22 protein-coding genes, 1 pseudogene and 1 other annotated feature are annotated in these 19,974 nt (G+C 56.7%); of the genes and pseudogenes, 19 read left to right on the forward strand and 4 right to left on the reverse strand.

Annotated features, from left to right (window positions below; genetic code table 11):
- The first annotated feature begins 10 nt into the window (after positions 1-10).
- The 11 genes from nirD (at position 11) to ACZ439_RS19995 (ending at position 9,400) form a co-directional block, all read left to right on the forward strand.
- Entirely contained in the window at positions 11-361 is a 351-nt protein-coding gene (gene nirD, locus ACZ439_RS19945) for a nitrite reductase small subunit NirD (RefSeq protein ID WP_054798074.1), read from the forward strand.
- 29 nt (positions 362-390) lie between these two features.
- The gene (locus tag ACZ439_RS19950) at positions 391-2,595 is read left to right on the forward strand and encodes a molybdopterin oxidoreductase family protein (protein WP_464620076.1); all 2,205 of its coding nucleotides are present in this window, start codon (positions 391-393) and stop codon (positions 2,593-2,595) included.
- A 136-nt stretch (positions 2,596-2,731) separates the two neighbouring features.
- A complete protein-coding gene (locus ACZ439_RS19955) occupies positions 2,732-3,646 on the forward strand; it encodes a M23 family metallopeptidase (RefSeq protein WP_155613760.1) in 915 nt (304 codons plus the stop codon).
- A complete protein-coding gene (locus tag ACZ439_RS19960; RefSeq protein ID WP_201318185.1) occupies positions 3,639-4,547 on the forward strand; it encodes a M50 family metallopeptidase in 909 nt (302 codons plus the stop codon). The genes ACZ439_RS19955 and ACZ439_RS19960 overlap by 8 nt, the downstream gene beginning before the upstream one ends.
- 61 nt (positions 4,548-4,608) lie before the next feature.
- Entirely contained in the window at positions 4,609-5,850 is a 1,242-nt protein-coding gene (locus tag ACZ439_RS19965) for an Rne/Rng family ribonuclease (RefSeq protein ID WP_155613761.1), read from the forward strand.
- Between the two features lie 51 nt (positions 5,851-5,901).
- Positions 5,902-5,990, forward strand: a sequence feature (ribosomal protein L21 leader region).
- A 12-nt stretch (positions 5,991-6,002) separates the two neighbouring features.
- Positions 6,003-6,314, forward strand: coding sequence for a 50S ribosomal protein L21 (gene rplU, locus ACZ439_RS19970; RefSeq protein ID WP_054798075.1), 312 nt, complete (start codon positions 6,003-6,005; stop codon positions 6,312-6,314).
- A 7-nt stretch (positions 6,315-6,321) separates the two neighbouring features.
- On the forward strand, positions 6,322-6,660 hold the full coding sequence (locus ACZ439_RS19975; RefSeq protein ID WP_054798076.1) for a ribosomal-processing cysteine protease Prp: 339 nt from the start codon (positions 6,322-6,324) through the stop codon (positions 6,658-6,660).
- A 14-nt stretch (positions 6,661-6,674) separates the two neighbouring features.
- Positions 6,675-6,986, forward strand: a complete 312-nt coding sequence (gene rpmA / locus ACZ439_RS19980; RefSeq protein ID WP_127607824.1) for a 50S ribosomal protein L27 — start codon at positions 6,675-6,677, stop codon at positions 6,984-6,986.
- A 133-nt stretch (positions 6,987-7,119) separates the two neighbouring features.
- On the forward strand, positions 7,120-7,764 hold the full coding sequence (locus ACZ439_RS19985) for a Spo0B domain-containing protein (protein WP_127607826.1): 645 nt from the start codon (positions 7,120-7,122) through the stop codon (positions 7,762-7,764).
- A gap of 36 nt (positions 7,765-7,800) precedes the next feature.
- On the forward strand, positions 7,801-9,102 hold the full coding sequence (obgE, locus tag ACZ439_RS19990) for a GTPase ObgE (RefSeq protein WP_141334295.1): 1,302 nt from the start codon (positions 7,801-7,803) through the stop codon (positions 9,100-9,102).
- A 13-nt stretch (positions 9,103-9,115) separates the two neighbouring features.
- The gene (locus ACZ439_RS19995) at positions 9,116-9,400 is read left to right on the forward strand and encodes a hypothetical protein (RefSeq protein WP_464620077.1); all 285 of its coding nucleotides are present in this window, start codon (positions 9,116-9,118) and stop codon (positions 9,398-9,400) included.
- Positions 9,401-9,406: 6 nt separating this feature from the next.
- Here ACZ439_RS19995 and ACZ439_RS20000 read toward each other — a convergent pair whose 3' ends face one another.
- The 3 genes and pseudogenes from ACZ439_RS20000 to ACZ439_RS20010 all read right to left on the reverse strand — a co-directional run bounded on the left by ACZ439_RS20000 (position 9,407) and on the right by ACZ439_RS20010 (position 11,096).
- Entirely contained in the window at positions 9,407-10,222 is an 816-nt protein-coding gene (locus ACZ439_RS20000) for an ABC transporter ATP-binding protein (protein ID WP_464620078.1), read from the reverse strand.
- A gap of 32 nt (positions 10,223-10,254) precedes the next feature.
- Positions 10,255-10,561, reverse strand: a pseudogene (locus ACZ439_RS20005) (MTH1187 family thiamine-binding protein).
- 31 nt (positions 10,562-10,592) lie between these two features.
- Positions 10,593-11,096, reverse strand: a complete 504-nt coding sequence (locus ACZ439_RS20010; protein ID WP_054798567.1) for an NUDIX domain-containing protein — start codon at positions 11,094-11,096, stop codon at positions 10,593-10,595.
- Positions 11,097-11,234: 138 nt separating this feature from the next.
- On the opposite strand from ACZ439_RS20010, the gene ACZ439_RS20015 reads away from it, so the two are divergent.
- The 7 genes from ACZ439_RS20015 to ACZ439_RS20045 all read left to right on the forward strand — a co-directional run bounded on the left by ACZ439_RS20015 (position 11,235) and on the right by ACZ439_RS20045 (position 19,195).
- Complete coding sequence (locus ACZ439_RS20015) at positions 11,235-11,705, forward strand: ACT domain-containing protein (protein ID WP_054798566.1); 471 nt, start codon at positions 11,235-11,237, stop codon at positions 11,703-11,705.
- A 187-nt stretch (positions 11,706-11,892) separates the two neighbouring features.
- Entirely contained in the window at positions 11,893-13,179 is a 1,287-nt protein-coding gene (locus tag ACZ439_RS20020) for a homoserine dehydrogenase (RefSeq protein ID WP_054798565.1), read from the forward strand.
- Between the two features lie 7 nt (positions 13,180-13,186).
- The gene (thrC, locus tag ACZ439_RS20025) at positions 13,187-14,248 is read left to right on the forward strand and encodes a threonine synthase (RefSeq protein WP_127607838.1); all 1,062 of its coding nucleotides are present in this window, start codon (positions 13,187-13,189) and stop codon (positions 14,246-14,248) included.
- Positions 14,249-14,262: 14 nt separating this feature from the next.
- Positions 14,263-15,246: a homoserine kinase gene (thrB, locus tag ACZ439_RS20030; protein ID WP_054798564.1), complete on the forward strand. Its 984-nt coding sequence runs from the start codon at positions 14,263-14,265 to the stop codon at positions 15,244-15,246.
- On the forward strand, positions 15,243-16,127 hold the full coding sequence (gene pheA / locus ACZ439_RS20035) for a prephenate dehydratase (protein ID WP_127607840.1): 885 nt from the start codon (positions 15,243-15,245) through the stop codon (positions 16,125-16,127). Before thrB ends, pheA begins: the two co-directional genes overlap by 4 nt.
- Positions 16,128-16,132: 5 nt before the next feature.
- The gene (ilvE, locus tag ACZ439_RS20040; protein WP_141334287.1) at positions 16,133-17,011 is read left to right on the forward strand and encodes a branched-chain-amino-acid transaminase; all 879 of its coding nucleotides are present in this window, start codon (positions 16,133-16,135) and stop codon (positions 17,009-17,011) included.
- A 486-nt stretch (positions 17,012-17,497) separates the two neighbouring features.
- On the forward strand, positions 17,498-19,195 hold the full coding sequence (locus ACZ439_RS20045) for a LysM peptidoglycan-binding domain-containing protein (RefSeq protein WP_464620079.1): 1,698 nt from the start codon (positions 17,498-17,500) through the stop codon (positions 19,193-19,195).
- 196 nt (positions 19,196-19,391) lie between these two features.
- Here ACZ439_RS20045 and ACZ439_RS20050 read toward each other — a convergent pair whose 3' ends face one another.
- Complete coding sequence (locus ACZ439_RS20050) at positions 19,392-19,637, reverse strand: hypothetical protein (protein WP_127607054.1); 246 nt, start codon at positions 19,635-19,637, stop codon at positions 19,392-19,394.
- 127 nt (positions 19,638-19,764) lie between these two features.
- On the opposite strand from ACZ439_RS20050, the gene ACZ439_RS20055 reads away from it, so the two are divergent.
- Positions 19,765-19,899, forward strand: a complete 135-nt coding sequence (locus ACZ439_RS20055) for a hypothetical protein (protein ID WP_258313386.1) — start codon at positions 19,765-19,767, stop codon at positions 19,897-19,899.
- Positions 19,900-19,974 lie beyond the last annotated feature (75 nt).

Consider the following 19,974-nt stretch of genomic DNA (forward strand, 5'->3'; position numbering starts at 1 on the left):
AGCGTTTGCGATGAGCGTACAAGAAGAACAAACGGTATGGGTCAAGGCCGTTTCCTACGAGGATTTGGCCGTGAACACGGGAAAGACGATTCGTTATCAAGGGGAAGAGGTGGCGCTGTTCAAATTGAGCGGCGGCAAGCTTCACGCCATTCAAAACCGCTGCCCGCATAAACAGGGGGTACTCGCGGAAGGCATCGTCTGCGACGAGCACGTCTTTTGTCCGATGCACGACCGCAAAATTCATCTGCCGACCGGGGTTGTGCAAAAGCCCGATACGGGCTGCGTACGCACCTATCCGACGAAAATCCAGGACGGCCTCGTGTTCATCGGCTTCTCGAAAGCGGAAGAATTAGCCAGCTGACGTCATTTCTAGCGGGAGTGTGAGGTGCCGTGATTGCAACCTTAATGTCATTAACAAACAAACAAACCGCCTCGCACTGCTGCTTCTGCAGCATGCAGTGCGGGCTCACCCTGCAGCCGAGCGGGGAAAGCCCGGGCTTGACCGTGAAACCGAGCCCTGACTTTCCGGTAGCGACAGGCCTTCTTTGCCAAAAAGGGCTGAACGCGCTGGATCATGTGCTGCATCCGGAGCGGATTACCGCTCCTTTGTTCCGGACGGACTGGCTGAAGCTGCCGTTCCGCCCCGCGGAAGAAGGCCTGCGCGAGACGGCTGCAGGGAAGGAAGCTCCCGCTGCGGCGTTTCCTTCGGCACGTTCGGCCGGAGCCGCGTGGAGCTCGGCGCCCTGGGATATCGCGCTGAAGGATATCGCGTCGCGAATCCAGGCGCTGCAGGCGCAATACGGCAACGATGCGGTAGCCGTTTACGGCGGCGGTTCGCTGACCAACGAGGTGTGCTACTTGCTCGGCAAGTTCACCCGTGTTGCGCTGCGCTCCAGGTATGTCGATTACAACGGGCGGTACTGCATGTCTTCGGCGGCGGCGGCGAGCAATCAAGCGTTTGGGCTCGATCGCGGCATGACGATGCCGCTGTCGGAGATTCCGAATGCGAAGTATATCATTCTGGCCGGCACGAACATCGCCGAATGCCAGCCGACCATGATGCCGTATTTGCTCGAAGCGAAGAAGAACGGCGCCAAGATCGTCACCATCGATCCGCGCAACACGATGACGTCGAAGATGGCCGACATTCACGTCAGGCTGCAGCCGGGCTTCGACTCCGTGTTTATGAACGGATTGCTGCACGTGATCATTACGGAACAGCTCGTTGCGAAATCATTCGTCGACGAGCGGACGACCGGCTTCGATCAGCTTGTTGAAGCGGTAATGCCGTTCACGCCCGCACGAGTGGAAGAGCTGACCGGAGTGCTCGAGGGCGTCGTTCGGACGATCGCGCGCGGCTTCGCGAAGGCGGAGACGGGCATGGTGCTGACCGCCCGCGGTTTGGAGCAGCAAGTGAACGGCGTGGAGAATACGCTCAACTATATCAATCTTGCGCTGCTGACCGGTAAAATCGGGCGCCGAGGCTGTGGTTACGGCGCCGTTACCGGACAGGCGAACGGCCAAGGGGGACGCGAGCACGGGTTAAAGGCGGATCAGCTTCCCGGTTATCGGCTGATCGAAGATCCGGCGGCGCGCGAGCATGTCGCGAAAGTATGGGGCATCGATCCGGGGGAGCTTCCCGGGAAAGGCGTTTCCGCCTACGAGCTGCTGAAGAAGGTGGACGAGGGCGAAATCAAAGCGCTTCTTGTGCTCGGCTCGAATCCGATCGTTTCCAGTCCGAACAGCCGGATGGTGGAGCGGGCGCTGCAGAAGCTCGAGCTGCTCGTCGTCGTCGATATGTTCGAGACGGAGACGGCGAAGTACGCGCACTGGCTGCTGCCCGGGTCATCGTTCCTCGAAGGCGAGGGGACGCTGACGAATCTCGAAGGCCGGGTGTTTCACCGCGGGCAGGCGCTCGAGCCGCCGGGTCAGGCGAAGCTGGATTACCGCTTCATTTGCGAGCTGGCGGAAGAGCTGGGCCGCGGTCAATATTTTCAATACGAAACCATCGAAGATGTCTTCAACGAGCTGGCTCTTGCCTCCGCCGGGGGCAAAGCGGATTACAGCGGCATAAGCTACGATCGGCTCAAGCGGGAGAAAGGCTTGTTCTGGCCTTGTCCGTCTCCGGAGCATGCCGGCACGCCGCTCCTGTTCGAGGAGCGCTTCCATCATCCGAACGGCAAAGCCCGGCTGTTCGGCATTACGCCGAAAATGCCTGCGGAGCCGATCGATACGGATTATCCCTACGTATTGACGACCGGCCGGATCCCGAATCATTATTTGAGCGGGGCGCAAACCCGTCGTACCGAAGGCTTGAACCGGAAGTCGCCGGAGCCGGTTGCGGAAATTCACCCGTGGCTGGCCGGTAAGATCGGGCTAGGCGTCGGAGACAAAATCCGGCTGACGAGCCGCCGCGACTCGCTTGTCTTTCAGGTTAAGGTAACGGAGGGGATTCAGCCTCGCACCGTCTTCGTTCCTTTCCATTGGGGCGGGGAAATGTCGGTTAACCGGTTGACGGTTGACGCGCTCGATCCGACAAGCCGCATGCCGGAATTTAAAATTTGCGCGGTTCAAGTCGAACGCGTACATGGTTAGGTTTTCCCTGCAACTCCCATCCGCTGCTGGCGCAGAAAGGATGGGAGTTTTTCGCGCGGCGGCCCGTATATTTGCCCCTGCAGGCTCATAGGATGAAGTAAACAAGCTAGCTATAGGGCGAGGGAGGGGCAGGGGCTTGAATACGAGAAAAAATGTGCGTGAACGAAGGAACGAAAAAATCCGCAAGCTCCAGGAGCATGATTGGCGGCGCGGTTTCGGGGAGCCGGACTTGACCCATATGCATTTTCCGCTGAACGCCGATCCGCGTTACGCGTATCCGGACGAGCCTGGCGAGGACCAGGGTCGCTTCAACCGGCGCAATGATGGCATTCCGCCCGTACGTTCCGATCCTGAAGAGGAATGGAACCGCAAGTATCAACGGGAATGGGCGGCTTACGATAAACGCTATCCGGCAGGCGGCGGGGTGGCCGATCGTCCGCGCTTCAACCGGTTTGCCGTCCGAATACTGCTGAGCGGGCTGCTTTTTGCCGCCGTCTGGGGCTTATATAAGCTGGACCATCCTTGGGCCGAACGGGGGAAGGACATCGTATCCGCCGCTTTGTCGGAGCCGCTCGATACCGCTGCGCTCGCCGTCTGGTACGAGCGGTATTTCGGCGGGCCGCCTTCGTTTCTGCCGGCGATTAATCCGGCCAAGCATCAGGATGCGGAGAAGGTGGCCGCGCTTCCGAAGCATTATTTTGCGCCGGTACAGGGCAGGCTGATCGCCGAATTTACGCCCGAGCAGGGCGGCGTGCTGCTGGGAGCGCAGGCGGGGACGCCGGTTTCCGCGATCGATACGGGAATGGTTACGTTCGCCGGGGAGAAGGACGATACCGGCTTTACGGTCGTGCTGCGGCACACCGGCGGGATGGAGACGGTATACGGGCATTTGGCCGCAGGCAACATTCAGGCGGGGGATTGGCTTAAAGGAGGAGAGACGGTGGGCACGCTGGCCAAACCGAAAGCGGGACAGGCGTCCGGGACGTTGTTCTTCGCCGTTTCCAAGGCGGGCAAGCCTCTCGACCCTTCGGATGTGATTACATTTGAATAAACGCCGGGGCATCTCTTGGAACTTATGGTTCGGCATTACATTTCGCTTTCATCCGCTATTCACGCTGCTGCTTCTATTATCCGTCGTCACCGGGTATGTCGTCGAGATGCTCACGCTGTTCGGGATCGTCCTGATTCACGAAATGGGGCATGTGGCGGCGGCCAAAAGCTTCGGCTGGGATATCCGCGAAGTGCAGCTGCTTCCTTTCGGAGGCGTGGCGGTCGTCGAGGAAGCGGCGGGCACGCCCGCTTATCAAGAGGCGGCTGTAGCTCTGGCCGGGCCGCTGCAGAACGTCTGGATGATGCTGGTCGGTTATATGCTGATGCTGCTTGGAATCATTCCGCCCGTCTGGGGGCAATATTTCATAGAAGCGAACCTGCTGATCGCTTTGTTCAACTTGATGCCGGTGCTTCCGCTCGACGGGGGCAAAGTGATGCAAGCGGTGATCGGTTTATGGCTTCCTTACCAAAAAACGATGCAAGCGGCCTCCATGGTCAGTTTAATTATGAGCGCGCTGTTTATCGCCGTGTCGGTCTTTCACCTGTTGACGGACCGAGGGGGCATTCAACTGAATGGGCTGTTGATCGGCGGCTTCTTGTTTTATTCCAATTGGTACGAATGGCGCGGGGTTCCGTATCGCTTCATGCGTTTCCTGCTGCACCGCGAGCGGCGGTTTGAGGAGCGGGTCTTCTACGGCACCCTCGCCGGGCCTATTGTCGTGCACGGTCACCGCAAAGCGGTGGACGTCGTACAGCTGTTTATGCGGGACCGCTATCATGTCGTCTATGTCCTCGATGACCGGGCGGCGCGCATTCGCCATATTATTCCCGAGCAGGCGATGCTCGATTGCTATTTTGACCAAACGAAGCGGGGAAGGACGGTTGCCGAGCTGTTCGCATGAGCGCGGCGAGCGCGCGATTCGCCAAAGATTATGGTACAATAGAGCCGAGGTGTTGCTGCACATGAAACGAATATTGGTGAAATGCGATGACGAGCATACCGAATTGGCGATTTTAGAGCACGGCAAATTAACCGAGTATTATAAAGGCCGGAGGGATCAAGGCCAGCTTGCGGGCAACATCTACATCGGCCGCGTCGTGCGCGTGCTGCAGGGCATGCAGTCGGCGTTTGTCGATATCGGGTTGGAACGGAACGGATTTTTGTATATTGATGATTTGCTTCCCGCGAATTTGGACAAGCAGCCGAAGGAGAAGCCCCCGATACACGATTTGGTCAGCGTCGGCCAACAAGTGATGGTGCAAGTGGCGAAAGAGCCGGTCGGCACCAAAGGCGCGCGGGTGACCACCCATTATTCGGTTCCCGGGCGTTTCGGGGTGTATATGCCTTATGCCGACTATGTCGGCGTATCCCGCAAGATCGACAGCGCTTCGGAGCGGGATAGGCTGAAAAAGATGGCCGAGCGCCAGCTGCAGCCGGGCGAAGGGTTTATCGTCCGGACGGCAGCGCTCGGCGAGACGGAAGAGGCGCTTGCCGCTGATTTGCAGGAGCTGCGAAACCGGTGGCAGCGGCTGGAGCAGGCCTTGAACCAGGAGGGTTCCGTGCCGCGCAAAATACACAGCGATCTGGAGATGCTGCCGCGCCTGATCCGCGACTTGTTTCGCGAGGACGTGCAGGAAGTGCTGGTGAGCTCACCGGACGTCATGGCCGAGGTACGGGGGATCGTATCGATTCCCGGTTCGCATTGGCTTGCTGAACGGGTGAAGGTTCATACCGGCGCGGACGTGATGGATGACTTCGGCGTCGGCAAGCTTCTCGATCAAGGGCTGCGCAGGAAGGTATGGCTTGATAACGGCGGATATTTGATCGTGGACCGGACGGAAGCGCTGACGGTTTTCGATGTGAACACCGGCAAGTATACCGGATCGATTGATTTGGAGCAGACCGTTTACGACACGAATATGGAGTCGGCCCGGGAAATTGCCCGGCTGCTGCGTCTTCGGGATATCGGCGGACTTATTATCATTGATTTTATCGATATGGAAACGGAAGCTCTGCGGCAGCAAGTGTTGGACGAGCTGATCAAGGAAGTGAAGAAGGACCGGACGAAAACCGTTGTCGTCGGCTGGACGAAGCTCGGCTTGGTGGAAATGACCCGTAAGAAGGTGCGCGACAGCAAGGAGATTACGTCGCCCGAGCCTTGCCGGGCCTGCGGCGGCACCGGCTTCGCGAACCGCGAGAAATAACCGTTGCATTGCTCCAGGTGTTTATGATAGAATATCATGGTGTGTTGCTATAGCATGCTGTAACCGCACGAAGCGGGTTCCGTTCAAGCGCTTGTCTTTCGGGTCAAGCCACCTTGGCTTAGGCGAGTCTGAGACATGAGGAGGTGCAACAAATGTACGCTATTATTGAAACAGGCGGTAAACAATACAAAGTTTCCGAAGGCGATGTTCTTTACATCGAGAAACTGGAAGCAGGCGCAGGCGATGCCGTAACGTTCGATCGCGTGCTGGCCGTTTCCAAGGAAAGCGGTTTGGTCGTAGGAGCTCCGCTCATTTCCGGCGCTACCGTTTCCGGTAAAGTCGAGAAACACGGCAAAGGCGAGAAAATCATCGTTTATAAATACAAAGCGAAGAAAAACTATCGCCGTAAGCAAGGTCATCGTCAACCGTACACAAAAGTTGTGATCGAAAAGATCCAAGCGTAAGAACGATATGATTCGCGTCACGATTAAACGGGGAGCGAGCGGTCGGATCGAGCGTTTTCATGCGGACGGTCATGCGCAGTACGACGAACCGGGCAAAGATATCGTTTGTGCCGGCGTATCGGCAGTCACGGTCGGCACGGTCAACGCGATTGAAGCGTTAACCGGTGTGCAGTTGAAAACCCGGATGAAGCACGGATTTCTGTCGGCGGACATTCCGCCAGCGGCCGATGCCCAGACGGAAAGCAAAATGCAGTTGTTACTTGAAGGCATGGTCATCATGCTGAAATCTATTGAACAGTCGTATAGTGCATATATAGCAATGCAAGACCAGACATCATCCAAGTAAGGAGGTAGACAGACATGTTACAATTGAATCTTCAATTGTTCGCATCGAAGAAGGGTGTAGGTTCCACCAAGAACGGTCGTGACAGTATCGCGAAACGTCTTGGCGTGAAACGTGCCGACGGTCAAACCGTAACGGCCGGCAGCATCCTCGTTCGTCAACGCGGAACGAAAATTCACCCGGGCAATAATGTGGGGATCGGTTCCGACGACACGCTGTTCGCGAAAGTGGAAGGCGTCGTGAAATTCGAACGTCTCGGTCGCGATCGTAAAAAAGTGAGCGTCTACCCAGCAACGGCAGCTCCGGTAGCCGCTGCGGTAGAAGTGTAACAAACGGCAAACGTCCAAACCCTGGCGAACTGAGCTTCGCCAGGGTTTGTTTTTTTGCAGAAAATCGTGAACTTTGCTATACGGCATGCTATACTGTTAAGGATATCCATGAGCGGAACGGAGAGATCGGAGCATGGCCCCAAGGGTAAATGATGGCGATAACGAACAGCATAATACGGACAAGCCGGCACCGCGCCTTGCCCTGGAGTCCGCTGCGCTTGCGTCGGAGCAGGACTTGCTTGTGCTTCGTTTATTCAATCACTACCGGCATGATTGGATGAACGACATCCAAATCTTAATGGGTTACGTGCAATTAAAAAAGTATGATAAATTGCAGGCAATGATGGAAAAAATAAAAGACAAGGTGCAGCAGGAAAGCTTGATTTCGAAGCTTGGCATTCCGTCTTTAATTGTGTACCTGCTCTCGTTCCAGACGGAAGTGAAGGAGCTGCAGCTGCACATGCGGATGAGCGAAGAAATTCGCCTGCAGGAGCTGCCGCACGCGCATGAGGTGGCCGAGGGCGTGAAGGCGCTGATGGAAGGCTTCAAGCAGGAAGCGGTCTCTTCGACGAATTCGGAGGTCAACACGCTGGAATTGACATGGTCCAAGCAGGATCGGACGCTATGCCTGGATATCAGCTATGAAGGCGGCTATCTTCCGGAGCGGCTGCAGCGGCTAGAAGCGAGCCTAAACTCCCGTTGGAAAACGGGCGGGTGGAGCATCCGGAGCCGGTACGATGAACGTTCGGTCGTTTGGGCGGCAGCCTGGACCTATTAATTTGCAGGATGGATACATAAAGAGGGTGAACGGGTTATGTTTGTAGATAAGGCTAAGATTTATGTTAAAGGCGGCGACGGAGGCGACGGTCTGGTTGCGTTCCGCCGGGAGAAATACGTACCCGAAGGCGGGCCGGCCGGAGGCGACGGAGGGAATGGCGGCAACGTCATATTCCGTGTGGACGAAGGGTTGCGGACGCTAGTCGACTTTCGCTATCAGAAGCATTTCAAGGCGGAGCGGGGCGAGAAGGGGCGCAACAAAAGCCAGCATGGCGCGAATGCGGAGCATATGATCGTGCGCGTACCGCCCGGCACGGTCGTTATCGATGACGACACGCAGGAGATCATCGCCGATTTGACGCGTCACGGCCAAGAGGTCGTCATTGCGAAGGGCGGCCGCGGGGGCCGCGGGAATACGCGGTTTGCTACGGCGAACAATACGGCGCCGGAAATCGCCGAGAATGGCGAAGAAGGCCAGGAGCGCTGGGTCGTGCTGGAGCTGAAGGTCATGGCCGACGTCGGTTTAGTGGGCTTCCCGAGCGTAGGGAAATCGACGCTGCTGTCCGTTGTGTCCGGGGCGAAGCCGAAGATTGGCGCGTACCATTTTACGACGCTGACGCCGAATTTGGGGGTTGTAGACGTCGGCGACGGACGCAGCTTCGTGATGGCGGATTTGCCCGGTTTGATCGAGGGCGCGCATGAGGGCGTCGGACTCGGGCACGAATTTCTGCGGCACGTCGAGCGAACGCGGATCATTCTGCATGTCGTGGATATGGCCGGTACGGAAGGACGCGATCCTTTCGAAGATTGGTTGAAAATCAACGAAGAGTTGAAGCTGTACAACGCCAAGCTGGAAGAGCGCCCGCAGCTTATAGCCGCGAACAAGATGGACATCCCGGACGCCGAAGTATACCTCGAGTCGTTCAAGGAACAGCTGGCTGCCCGCGGGCTCGATATACCGATCTTCCCGATTTCGGCCGTGTCCAAGTCGGGCGTGCAGGAGATGCTCTACAAAGTCATGGATTTGCTCGAGACGATTCCGGAGATGCCGATGGTGGAGGAGCTAGTCGATTTGTCGGAGCGCAAAGTGTACCGCCTGGAAGAGGGCGATGACGACTCCTTCGTTATTCGCCGGGACAACGAGGCGTTCGTGGTCGAAAGTCCGAGCATCGAGAAGTTGATCAAACGAACCAACTTCAGCACGCAGGAGGCCGTTATGCGATTCGCGCGCATCCTGCGCAAGAAGGGCATTGACAAAGCGCTGCGCGAGCGCGGTGCGAAGGATGGTACGACGGTACGGATCGGCGACTTCGAATTTGAATTTGTCGAGCAGGAGTAGGAGGGGACGCCGCTTGCTGCATCACTGCCGGGCGGCGCAATTCCAAATAAATAGCGGAACTAGGATGCCGTATTGTCCCGATTTCTGGTGGAACAACCAGATCTTGGGACGAATAGCGCATCGCAGTTCCGCTATTTTTTTATGGATTTCATTCAGCGGAGCAAAGGGAAGCGCGCAGGCTGCCGTCAGCCGCCGCAGCGTCTGGAGTCCGGCACGAAGCGGCGTAACGGGCTCGTCTGCGGCCGCCCGGCAAACGGCCGGCGTAAGCCGCCTCGTCCGGCTGCGGCAGGCGGCCTAGCGCTCGCTAGCTTTCCCGCGGCGACAGCCAAGCGCGGCCTTGCCGCCAATGCACGTCGACGGGAAGTTCGAAGAAGCGGGAGAGACGTTCTTCGGTAAGCAGCGCCGTCGTTGCGCCCGCATCGAACACTTCGCCCCGGCGCAGCAGCAGCGTATGGCCGAACATCGGCAAAATTTCCTCCGTATGGTGCGTAACGTACACAAAGGTAGGCGCATCCGCCTGCGCCCCCAACGCTTCAATGCCGCCAAGCAGCGTTTCGCGCGCGAACAGATCGAGCCCGTTGCACGGCTCGTCCAAAATGAGCAGCTTCGGCGAAGCCATCAGCGCGCGGGCGATCAGCACCTTCTGCTTCTCGCCCTGCGAGCACGTCTGATACGGCCGATCCCACAGGTGGGCGCAGCCAAGCTGGCGCATCAGCTCTGCAGCCTGTTCGAAGTCGTCGTCATCTGGCTTATCGTATAAGCCGATTGTAGCGAATTTGCCGCTGAGCACGACGTATTGCGTCCGATCGCTGGCGTGCAGCTTTTCCTGTAAAGACGAGCTGACCCAGCCGATCGACTTGCGCAGCTCGCGCAGATCAACCGTCCCGTACGTTTCGCCAAGCACGGCGACGCTTCCGCGGGTCGGCCAGATGTAACCGGTGATCATGTTGAGCAGCGTCGTTTTGCCCGAGCCGTTCAAGCCGAGCAGCGCCCAGTGCTCCCCTTTGCGAACGCGCCATGTGACGTCCGCAAGCAGCGTCTTCTGATCCCTGTTGTAGGTGATACCCTGCACGTCAATATCGTAAACGTATCTTTCATCTTTCGGGTTCTCATCGATCACGTTCCGTTTTCCTCCCACTCCCATGCGGGGCTCTAGTCCAGTTTATCCGCTACCGAGCGCAGCTTCTGCGCGACGGAGCCTTGCTTGTCGCGGCGGTCGTCGAACTTGACCGAAGTACACACCCGCTGCGCGCCGGAGGCGAAGGGCAGCTCGTGCATGCCGCGAATGACGCGCAGCAGCTCGTCGAATTCCCCTTCGACGATCGTGCTCATCGCGGTCAGCTCAAACGATATGGCGCCCTTGGCTTGTTCATCCGTACCGGTGAATGTCGGCGACATAGGCGCTCAGGCTGGTCGACGCCGTCCCGACGGGGATAACCGTAATTTCGGCAATGGCCATGATGTCTCGCCCCTTTCTTCCGTTTAAATCGTTACCTTTGCTGCGGATCCACCAGCTCCGTCCAGTGAACCGCGGGCGAGCCGTCCGGTTCGTAACCTGCCGTTCCGACCCAGACGTGGGGGCTCGGTCCGTGCTCGAAATAATGTTCAAGCAAGCGGTGGAAAATAAAAGGGATTTCACGATTCAGCACCTGTTCGCGGGGAATCCAGAACAGCTCGCCTTCGTCGGTTTGATTGACCGTGCGCTTCCCGGTCCTTCCCGTATAAATGAACTGCTGGCGCACTTCCTGTTGATTTAACCGGATAAGGATGTACTGCAGGCGCAGGTCGCGCAAATCTTCGGGAAGCAGCCCCGTTTCCTCATGGATCTCGCGAAGCACGGCCGATTCGGGATCATTAATTTCATGAGGCTCCAAATGACCGCCGACGGCCGCCCACATACCGGGGGATAACGTACGGTACGGAGAACGCTTCATCATCAGCATGTCGTTCTGATGGAATAATATAGCAGTCGCTATCATCCTCGCTCGGATCAACCGGAATCGCTCCTTTTCGCAGGTGTATATCATCACTTTATCATATTTTCAAGTGGAAAGCCTATTGCCGGGGAGAGCGTGTTGCGATATAATGTCCACTAGATGAAAACAATCGTCTGTGTAGAGAGGACTGTTATCGTGCCTGACAAACATACCGAGGGAAAACCGCCGCAGGGGCAGCGATTTTTCTTGGTCCGCGAGGACATCTTGCCGGAAGCGCTCTTCAAGACGCTGCAAGCGAAGGAGCTGCTGGCCCGCGGCGAAGTGAAGACGGTCCACGAAGCGGTGGAGCAGGTGGAATTAAGCCGCAGCGCTTTTTATAAGTACAAAGACGGCATCTTCCCGCTCACCAAGCTGGAGCGCGACAGGATCGTCACGATCTCCATGGATTTGGAGCACCGATCCGGCATCTTGTCCCGCGTGCTCGCGCTGATCGCCGGGCTGGAAGGCAATGTGCTGACGATCCACCAAACGATTCCGCTGCAGGGCATCGCCAATGTCGTCATCTCGGTAGAGACGTCGATGATGGGCGAGAACGTGAGCCATTTGCTCGACACGCTGCGCAGCCAGGACGGCGTCACCCGCGCCACCCTCGCCGGGCAAGGCTAATACTAATAATAGCAGCGTTTTGGATGATGATAAGGGCAGTAAAAAAGAACCGGGGCGTGCAACGCCTTTGAAAATGAATTCGAACATCGCCTAGGGCTATCGTTCAAAGCATTCATGTTCAATCCAGGCTGGAGGTCTTTATTACGAACCGGGACTTATCGTACAACAACGCATAAGGAGGACACATATGAAACCCGTCAAAGTAGGATTACTCGGTCTAGGTACAGTCGGTACCGGGGTCGTTCGCATTGTGGAAGGACACCAGCCCGATCTGCTCAGCCAATCGGGCTCCCCGATCGAAATCGTGAAAGTATTGGTCAAGGACAGCAGCAAAAGCCGCGGCATTCATGTGGCTGCGGATAAAGTCACGGAAAATCCGTGGGACGTGATCGAGAACCCGGAAATCGACGTCGTTGTGGAAGTGATGGGCGGTATCGAGCTGTCCAAACAATTGATTCTCGCAGCGCTGGATCGCGGTAAACATGTGGTCACCGCCAACAAGGATTTGATGGCGCTGCACGGGCCGGAGATTTTGGCGAAAGCGGCAGAGAAAGGCTGCGACGTGCTCTACGAGGCGAGCGTCGCCGGCGGTATTCCGATCCTCCGGACGCTGGTCGAAGGTTTTTCCTCGGATCGCATTACGAAAATTATGGGGATCGTCAACGGTACAACCAACTATATTTTGACGAAGATGAGCCAGGAAGGCGCTGCGTACGAAGATGTGCTGAAGGAAGCGCAGCAGCTCGGCTATGCGGAGTCCGATCCGACCTCGGACGTGGAAGGCTTCGACGCGGCGCGCAAAATGACGATTCTCGCCACGCTCGGCTTCCGTGCGAACGTAGAGCTGTCGGACGTGTCCGTAAAGGGCATCTCCAAAGTATCCAAAGAAGACATCGCGTACGGCAAACGTCTCGGATATGAAGTGAAGCTGCTCGGCATCGCGGAGCGTCAAGACGAGCACATTAGCATCAGCGTGCAGCCGACGATGGTCAAGCATTCGCATCCGCTCGCATCGGTCAACGGCGTGTTTAACGCCGTGTACGTTTATGGCGAAGCGGTGGGCGAAACGATGTTCTACGGACCGGGCGCCGGCGAAATGCCGACCGCGACCTCTGTCGTGGCCGATCTGGTGGCCGTCGTGCGCAACCTGAACCTTGGCATCAACGGCCGCCGCGGGTTCGTGCCTTATAAGGAGAAGAAGCTGAAGACGGACGAGCAAATCGCGTCGAAGAACTTTATTTTACTGCATGTGGAAGACAAAGCCGGCGTACTGGCGCAAATTACGCAAGTGTTCGCCCAGCACGAAGTGAGCCTGGAGTCGGTGCTTCAGCACCCGAACGCGACCAACCCGCTTGCCGAAATTATCATCATTACCCATGACGCCAATAAAGCTGCGATGAATAACGTGTTGAAGCAAATCGAGTCCATGAACGTCGTTCAAGCGATCAAGAGCGTCTACCGAGTGGAGGGCTAAGCAAGACATGAGATGGAAGGGACTTCTGGAAACGTACAGACCCTATTTGCCGGTGAATGAGAGCACGCCGCTGCTTACTTTGCAGGAAGGCAATACGCCGCTTGTACGCGCGGAGAACTTGTCAAACGAGCTCGACCTGGATCTGTACTTTAAATACGAAGGGCTGAACCCGACCGGCTCTTTCAAAGACCGCGGTATGGTTATGGCCGTAGCCAAAGCGATGGAAGAAGGCAGCCGTACGATCATGTGCGCGTCGACGGGCAACACCTCGGCGGCAGCTGCGGCTTACGCGGCTCGCGGCGGCTTGAACTGCATCGTGCTCATCCCGAACAACAACATTGCGCTCGGCAAGCTGGCGCAGGCGATCATCTACGGCGCGAAAGTCATCGCGATCGAAGGCAACTTTGACCGGGCGCTCGAAATCGTGCGCGAAATTACGGCCAAGCATCCGATCACGCTTGTTAACTCCGTCAACCCATACCGCATCGAAGGGCAAAAAACGGCCGCCTTCGAAGTGTGCGACCAGCTCGGCGGAGCGCCGGACTATCTTGCGATTCCGGTCGGTAACGCAGGCAACATCACGGCTTACTGGAAAGGCTTCAAGGAATACTACGAGAAGGGCAAGTCCCGATCGCTGCCGAAAATGATCGGTTTCGAAGCGGAAGGCGCCGCGGCTATCGTGCGCGGAGAGCCGATTCCGAATCCGGAAACGATCGCAACCGCGATCCGCATCGGGAACCCGGCCACTTGGAAGGGCGCCGAAGCGGCGGCTAAAGATTCCGGAGGTCAAATCAACTTTGTCACGGATGACGAAATTTTGCACGCCTACAAAACGATCGCTGCACGCGAAGGGATTTTTGCCGAACCGGCATCCGCGGCTTCGATCGCAGGCGTGATGAAACTGAAGCGCGAAGGGTATTTCGAGAAAGGTCAACGCGTCGTCTGCGTGCTGACCGGCCATGGGCTGAAAGATCCGAACATCGCCATTAAGAGCGTGGCCGCCGAGCCGGTTGTGGTGAAGGATTCCGAAGCAGCGGTTATGGAAGCCATTCGAAAGCTTGAAGGTTAGGGGCGCGGACAGACATGACGGATATCAATAAACGCAGAGTGCGTGTGAAGGTGCCGGCCAGCACGGCGAACCTCGGACCCGGCTTCGATACGCTCGGCATGGCGCTGGATTTGTATGCATGGATTGACATGAGCGTGTCGGACGAAACCCGGATTACGCTGCACGGGGATCAGATGAACGGCGTGCCTACGGATAAAAGCAACCTGATCTATGAAGTGGCTCAGCTCGTGTTCAAGCGGGCGGGAGTCGAAATTCCGGAACTCGATATCGCGATGTACAGCGACATTCCGCTGACCCGGGGACTCGGCAGCAGCGCCTCGGCCATCGTCGGAGCACTGACGGCGGCAAACGCGCTGATTGGGGACAAGTTCACGAAGGATGAGCTGTTTCAAATCGCCACCGAATTGGAGAAGCATCCCGACAACGTCGGTGCTTCCTTGTTCGGGGGCATCGTCGTGGCATTCTGGGACGGCAAGCGGGCAGAATATATTCGCGTAGAGCCGCACGAGAGGCTGGACGTGCTTGTGGCGATTCCGCATTTTCAGCTGTCTACGGAGAAAGCGCGCGGCGTGCTGCCGCGTGAGCAAAGCCTCGAGAACGCCGTGTTCAACGTAGGTCACTCGTCGGTGCTGGTCGCCGCTTTCTGCACGGGCCGGCTCGATATGATCCGTGTGGCGATGAAGGATGCGCTGCACCAGCCGTACCGGGCTCCGCTTGTGCCTGGCCTTGCCGGCATTCTCGCGGAAGCGACCGACCACGGCGCGCTAGGTGTCGCGTTGAGCGGCGCGGGGCCGACGATATTGACGCTGGTGGATCGGGATTCGGATAGGAAGAACGAGCTGGAATCATTCATGCGGGGCAAGCTTCGGGCCGAAGGGATCGAAGCGACTTTATTGTGGCTGAAGCCCGATCGGGAGGGCGTCGCTGCCCAAGTATTGGCGCCTGAGGAGCAAGGGTGTTCCTTGCTTGAATTCGTTAAAGGGGAGACCTTGGGATGAAGCGAATCGCACTTCTCGGTCCGGGGACATTCACCGAGGAATCGGCTCATTATGTGCTCGGAACGGATGAATTTGAATATGTTAACTGCAAACTGATCGCGGATGTGTTCCAATCGACCGTGAACGGAACAACAGATTACAGCGTTATTCCCATCGAGAACACGTTCGAAGGCTCGGTGACGCTGCATGTGGATATGCTGGTCCATGAGGTGGATTTGCCGATACAAGCGGAGTGGGTGTACCCGATTTCGATCAATTTGCTCCGTTTGCCGAGCGGCGAAGGGCAGGGGACCGAGCTGGAGGCGGCGTGCGGGGAGATCCGTAAAGTATACTCGCACAGCGTCACACTGGCGCAGTGTCAACGGTTTCTGCGCAAATTCCTGCCGCATGTCGAGCTGGAGCAGGTCGGCAGCAACGGTGAAGCGGCCCGCCTTGTGCGGGAGCTGGGCGATCCGTCGGTCGCGGCGCTTGCTCCGATAGGTGCCGGCGTATTGTATGGGTTGTCGACGGTGGCGGCAGGCGTGCAGGATCACCAGAACAACTATACGCGGTTCGTGCTGATCGGACAGGAGAAGCCGCAGCTGAAGGCGTCGCCGCAGCAGAAGACGACGATTCTTATAACGATGCCCGAAGATTATCCGGGGGGACTGCATCAGGTGCTGTCGGCTTTCGCCTGGCGGCGCATCAACTTGTCCAAGATCGAATCCCGTCCGACGAAAAAACGGCTCGGTAATTATTACTTTTATATCGACATCGAGGCTTCCATGGATTCCGTGCTGCTGCCGGCCGCGCTGCAGGAAATTGAGGCGATCGGCTGCCAGGTGCGCATCTTAGGTTGTTACCCGACATATTCCTATGACCCAGAACAAGCGGAGGTGTAAAGAACGTGGCCCAAGTCATTTACTTGAACGGCGGCTTTGTGAGCAAAGAGGACGCTAAAATTTCGGTGTACGACCACGGTTTTTTGTACGGAGACGGTATTTTCGAAGGCATTCGGGTTTATAACGGCAACATCTTCAAATGCAAGGAACATCTGGACCGGCTGTACGATTCGGCCAAGTCGATCATGCTTGAAATCCCGCTGACCTTTGGCGAGATGCAGGACGTGCTTGTCGAAACGATTCGCCGCAACGAGCTGCGCGACGGGTACATTCGGCTGGTCGTCTCCCGCGGACCCGGGGATCTCGGCCTCGACCCGCGCCGTTCCCCGAAGGCGAATGTCATTATCATCGTGGAACAGCTGGCGATTTACCCGGAAGAAGCTTACGTCAACGGGCTGAGGACGGTGTCCGTCTCGACGCGCCGCAACGTGCCCGACGCGCTCAATCCGAAGATCAAATCACTGAATTACCTGAACAATATTTTGGTGAAAATTCAAGCGAACCTTGCCGGCGTGGGTGAAGCGATCATGCTGAATTCGCAAGGCTACGTAGCCGAGGGCTCGTCCGACAATATCTTTATCGTCAAACGCGGCGTTGTGTTTACCCCGCCCTGCTACTGCGGGGCGCTGGAAGGTATTACCCGCGCAGCCATTATCGAGCTGTGCGGCAAGCTCGGCTATAAGCTGAAGGAAGAGCCCTTCACGCTGCACGATGTGTACGTCGCCGATGAAGTGTTCTTCACCGGTACGGCGGCGGAAGTCATCGCGGTGCGCGAAGTCGACGCGCGCACGATCGGCGAAGGCAAAGCCGGACCGATCACGACGAGCCTGCTGCGGGAATTCCGCAAGCTCGTCCAAGTAGACGGCGTGAAGGTGTACGAGTAGGCTCGCGCACCTTCACGGTCCGCCGCCGAACGCGGCGTGTTTGTGCCCTTACGATAAACATAGCGGAACTCCAGTATCTTATTCCTGCAATTGACGCCGTTTGGCGGCGAAGTATAAGGAATAAGATGTCAGAGTTCCGCTATTTTTTCGTTAGATAGGAAAGTGGCTCGGGTTAGGGGGGGGACGGGCTCACAGGAATTGTTCCGGTATACGGAAGTGCAGGCGAACGGCAACACTGCCGGGTAACGTCATGTTGGGGGCTCGAGCCTGAATCGCATACGGAGCGTATAGCGGGAAGGTGGACAGTTCTGCGCTAATCGTCGGAGATTAGAGCCAAGGCATCCGGGAAACCTGGAAATAGGACCTTATCAGCGACAGGATGGAAATTTTTCAAGTTTGCGTGGTCAAATGCCTACCTTCGTGCATAAACTGTAATGTCATTTTGTTCCGGTAGCACAAAGCGCAAAACTAAGGAGGTTTATGCAATTGAAAATCCATCTTGTGAAAAAAGGTGACACCCTTTACGAGCTCTCCCAAAAATATCACGTGGAGCTCGACCAACTTATTGCCGCCAATCCGCAAATCGCTAATCCCGATGTGATCGATGTCGGGATGAAGGTGAAAATCCCGGATTCGCCTAAGCCTGTCCAGCAGCCGACGGATTACTTATATAAGCATGTCGTGGTGCAGGGCGACACCCTGTGGAAGCTTGGCAAAGCTTGGGGCGTGCCGTTGGCCGATATGGTGGCTGCGAACCAGCAGCTGAAAAATCCGAACGTGCTGATGACCGGGGAGATCGTGTACATTCCGAAGCTGAAATCCGACACGGGCCCGTCAATGCTTCACCACTTGGCCAAAGCGGATACGTCCGTAATGCCGTTATCTCCGCTGCCGGTTGAGGAGGCGCCGATGATGCCGGAGGCGCCGCAAGCGCCGTTGAAGGAGGAAGCGCCCGGCATTACGCCGTATCCGAATATCCAGATGCCGACGCCGAATATCGGGATGCAGTCACCGAATATCGGGATGCAGTCACCGAATATCGGGATGCCGACACCGAATGTCGGAATGCCGACTCCGAATATCGAAATGCCGACACCGAATGTCGGAATGCCGTCTATGGAGCCTACGTATGCCGGAAATATGCCGCCGGTAGCGAACTTGTTCCAGCAATTCCAAGTGCCGGCAACGGAAGTGATGATGCAAAGTCCCTGGGCGACGGAGCCGGAGCTGCCTGTATTTCCGAACCAGCCAAAGCACGGAGAAATGCCTTATACGATGAGTACGCCGAACGTGACCTACTCGCCGTATCCGAGTTGGGAAGCGCCGGCAGCAAGCAAAGGCTGCGGCTGCGGTCAACCGAATCTGCCTTATGCGCTGCCCCAAATGAACGCGCCATACGGCCAGGAGCCATTGGAGGCGTATCCAAACGCGCCATATGGCCAGGAACCTCTCGCGACGGACCCGAACGCGCCATACGGCCAGGAACCGCTGGGGGCATATCCGAACGCGCCATACGGCCAGGAGCCGCTGGGTGCGTACCCGAACGCGCCATACGGCCAGGAGCCGCTGGGGGCGTACCCGAACGCGCCATATGGCCAGGAACCTCTCGCGACGGACCCGAACGCGCCATACGGCCAGGAGCCGCTGGGGATGTACCCAGGCACGCCGTACGGTCAGGAGCCGATGGGGATGTATCCGGGCACGCCGTACGATCAGGGGCCGATGGGGATGTATCCGGGCACGCCATACGATCAGGAGCCGATGGGGATGTACCCGGGCACGCCGTACGATCAGGAGCCGATGGAGATGTATCCGACGCCTTACGGTAGGGATCTGTACGACGCATACCCTGCTTCGCCGTACGGGTCGCCGATCTTGCCGCATGCCGTAGCGGGCTACCCGTTTCCGGAACCTGGCATCGCGGTGAACGTATATCCCGGCCTCGGGGCGATGCCGTTTGCGACGGCGGAACCTCTGGTTGCGGAGGAACGTGCGCTGTCGATCCACAAATCGAAGGACGGCAAGTCGGCCGCCGCTCCGGCTGCGAAAGAAGACGCGAGGGCGAAGCGTCCAGCCCGTGGGAAATCGGCCCGCGCCGCCATCAGCAGCTTGATTGAACGGAACAGCCGCAAAGCTCATCATCCTCCGAAAGTCAAAAGAACAAGACCTTGGTTAAACGACTAAGTCTGTCCGGTTTTTCACTAAGCAAATGCCGTCTTCCCGGAACGAATGCGTACGGGGGGCGGCTTTTTGTCCTTTATTTAAAGGCTGTGTTACCGTGTATTATTGATTTTAGACCCAAATAAAAACCGCCCGCTGAAAAGGCAGTTAATTAATCTATCGTATCAGGTAGCGTAACAATTTTATTGTAAGTTCATGTTCAATTCTCTTTGCTTTTTGATTCTTTATTTTTCTTATAGCGGATAATAGCCATGGGTAAATTTATGATTCCTAGAAGAAAAGTCGTAAAACTTGGTATCAATTGAAATATAGTAGGATTTGCATTCCCATCGCCTACTGGTCCTGTTTTAGATTGGTTGCTATCCCATATTCCATACATAACACCGAGTATGAGTAAGATCAGACATGCGATACTGGCAATTATATAGACTACAAACCTGTTCAAGCTTCAACCCCCTCTGTATACAGCGTCAGTTACTTATGATCTGCAAAGGTAGAAGTTTATTGTAGCTAATCTCCGTCTTTTTACTGCAATCAATTTACCATAAAAAAATATGGCTCGGCGAAGATTGGTGTTTGTCTCATGGATCAAGGATGTGCCTTTTACCGACTCCGGCGTGAAGCTGCTGGAAGGGACGAAAGCTTTTTTAGTCGAAGAGAAGCTGGCGCAGAAGGGCTTTGATTTGAATCAGTGGATTTTGAAATGAAGATAAAAAAAGGCAATGCCCTTGCTGCAAGGCTTGCCTTTTTGAACATTTTGCCGGATAGGCTCCGTTCGCGAG

The sequence above is a fragment of the Paenibacillus sp. JCM 9796 genome, from assembly GCF_055379675.1.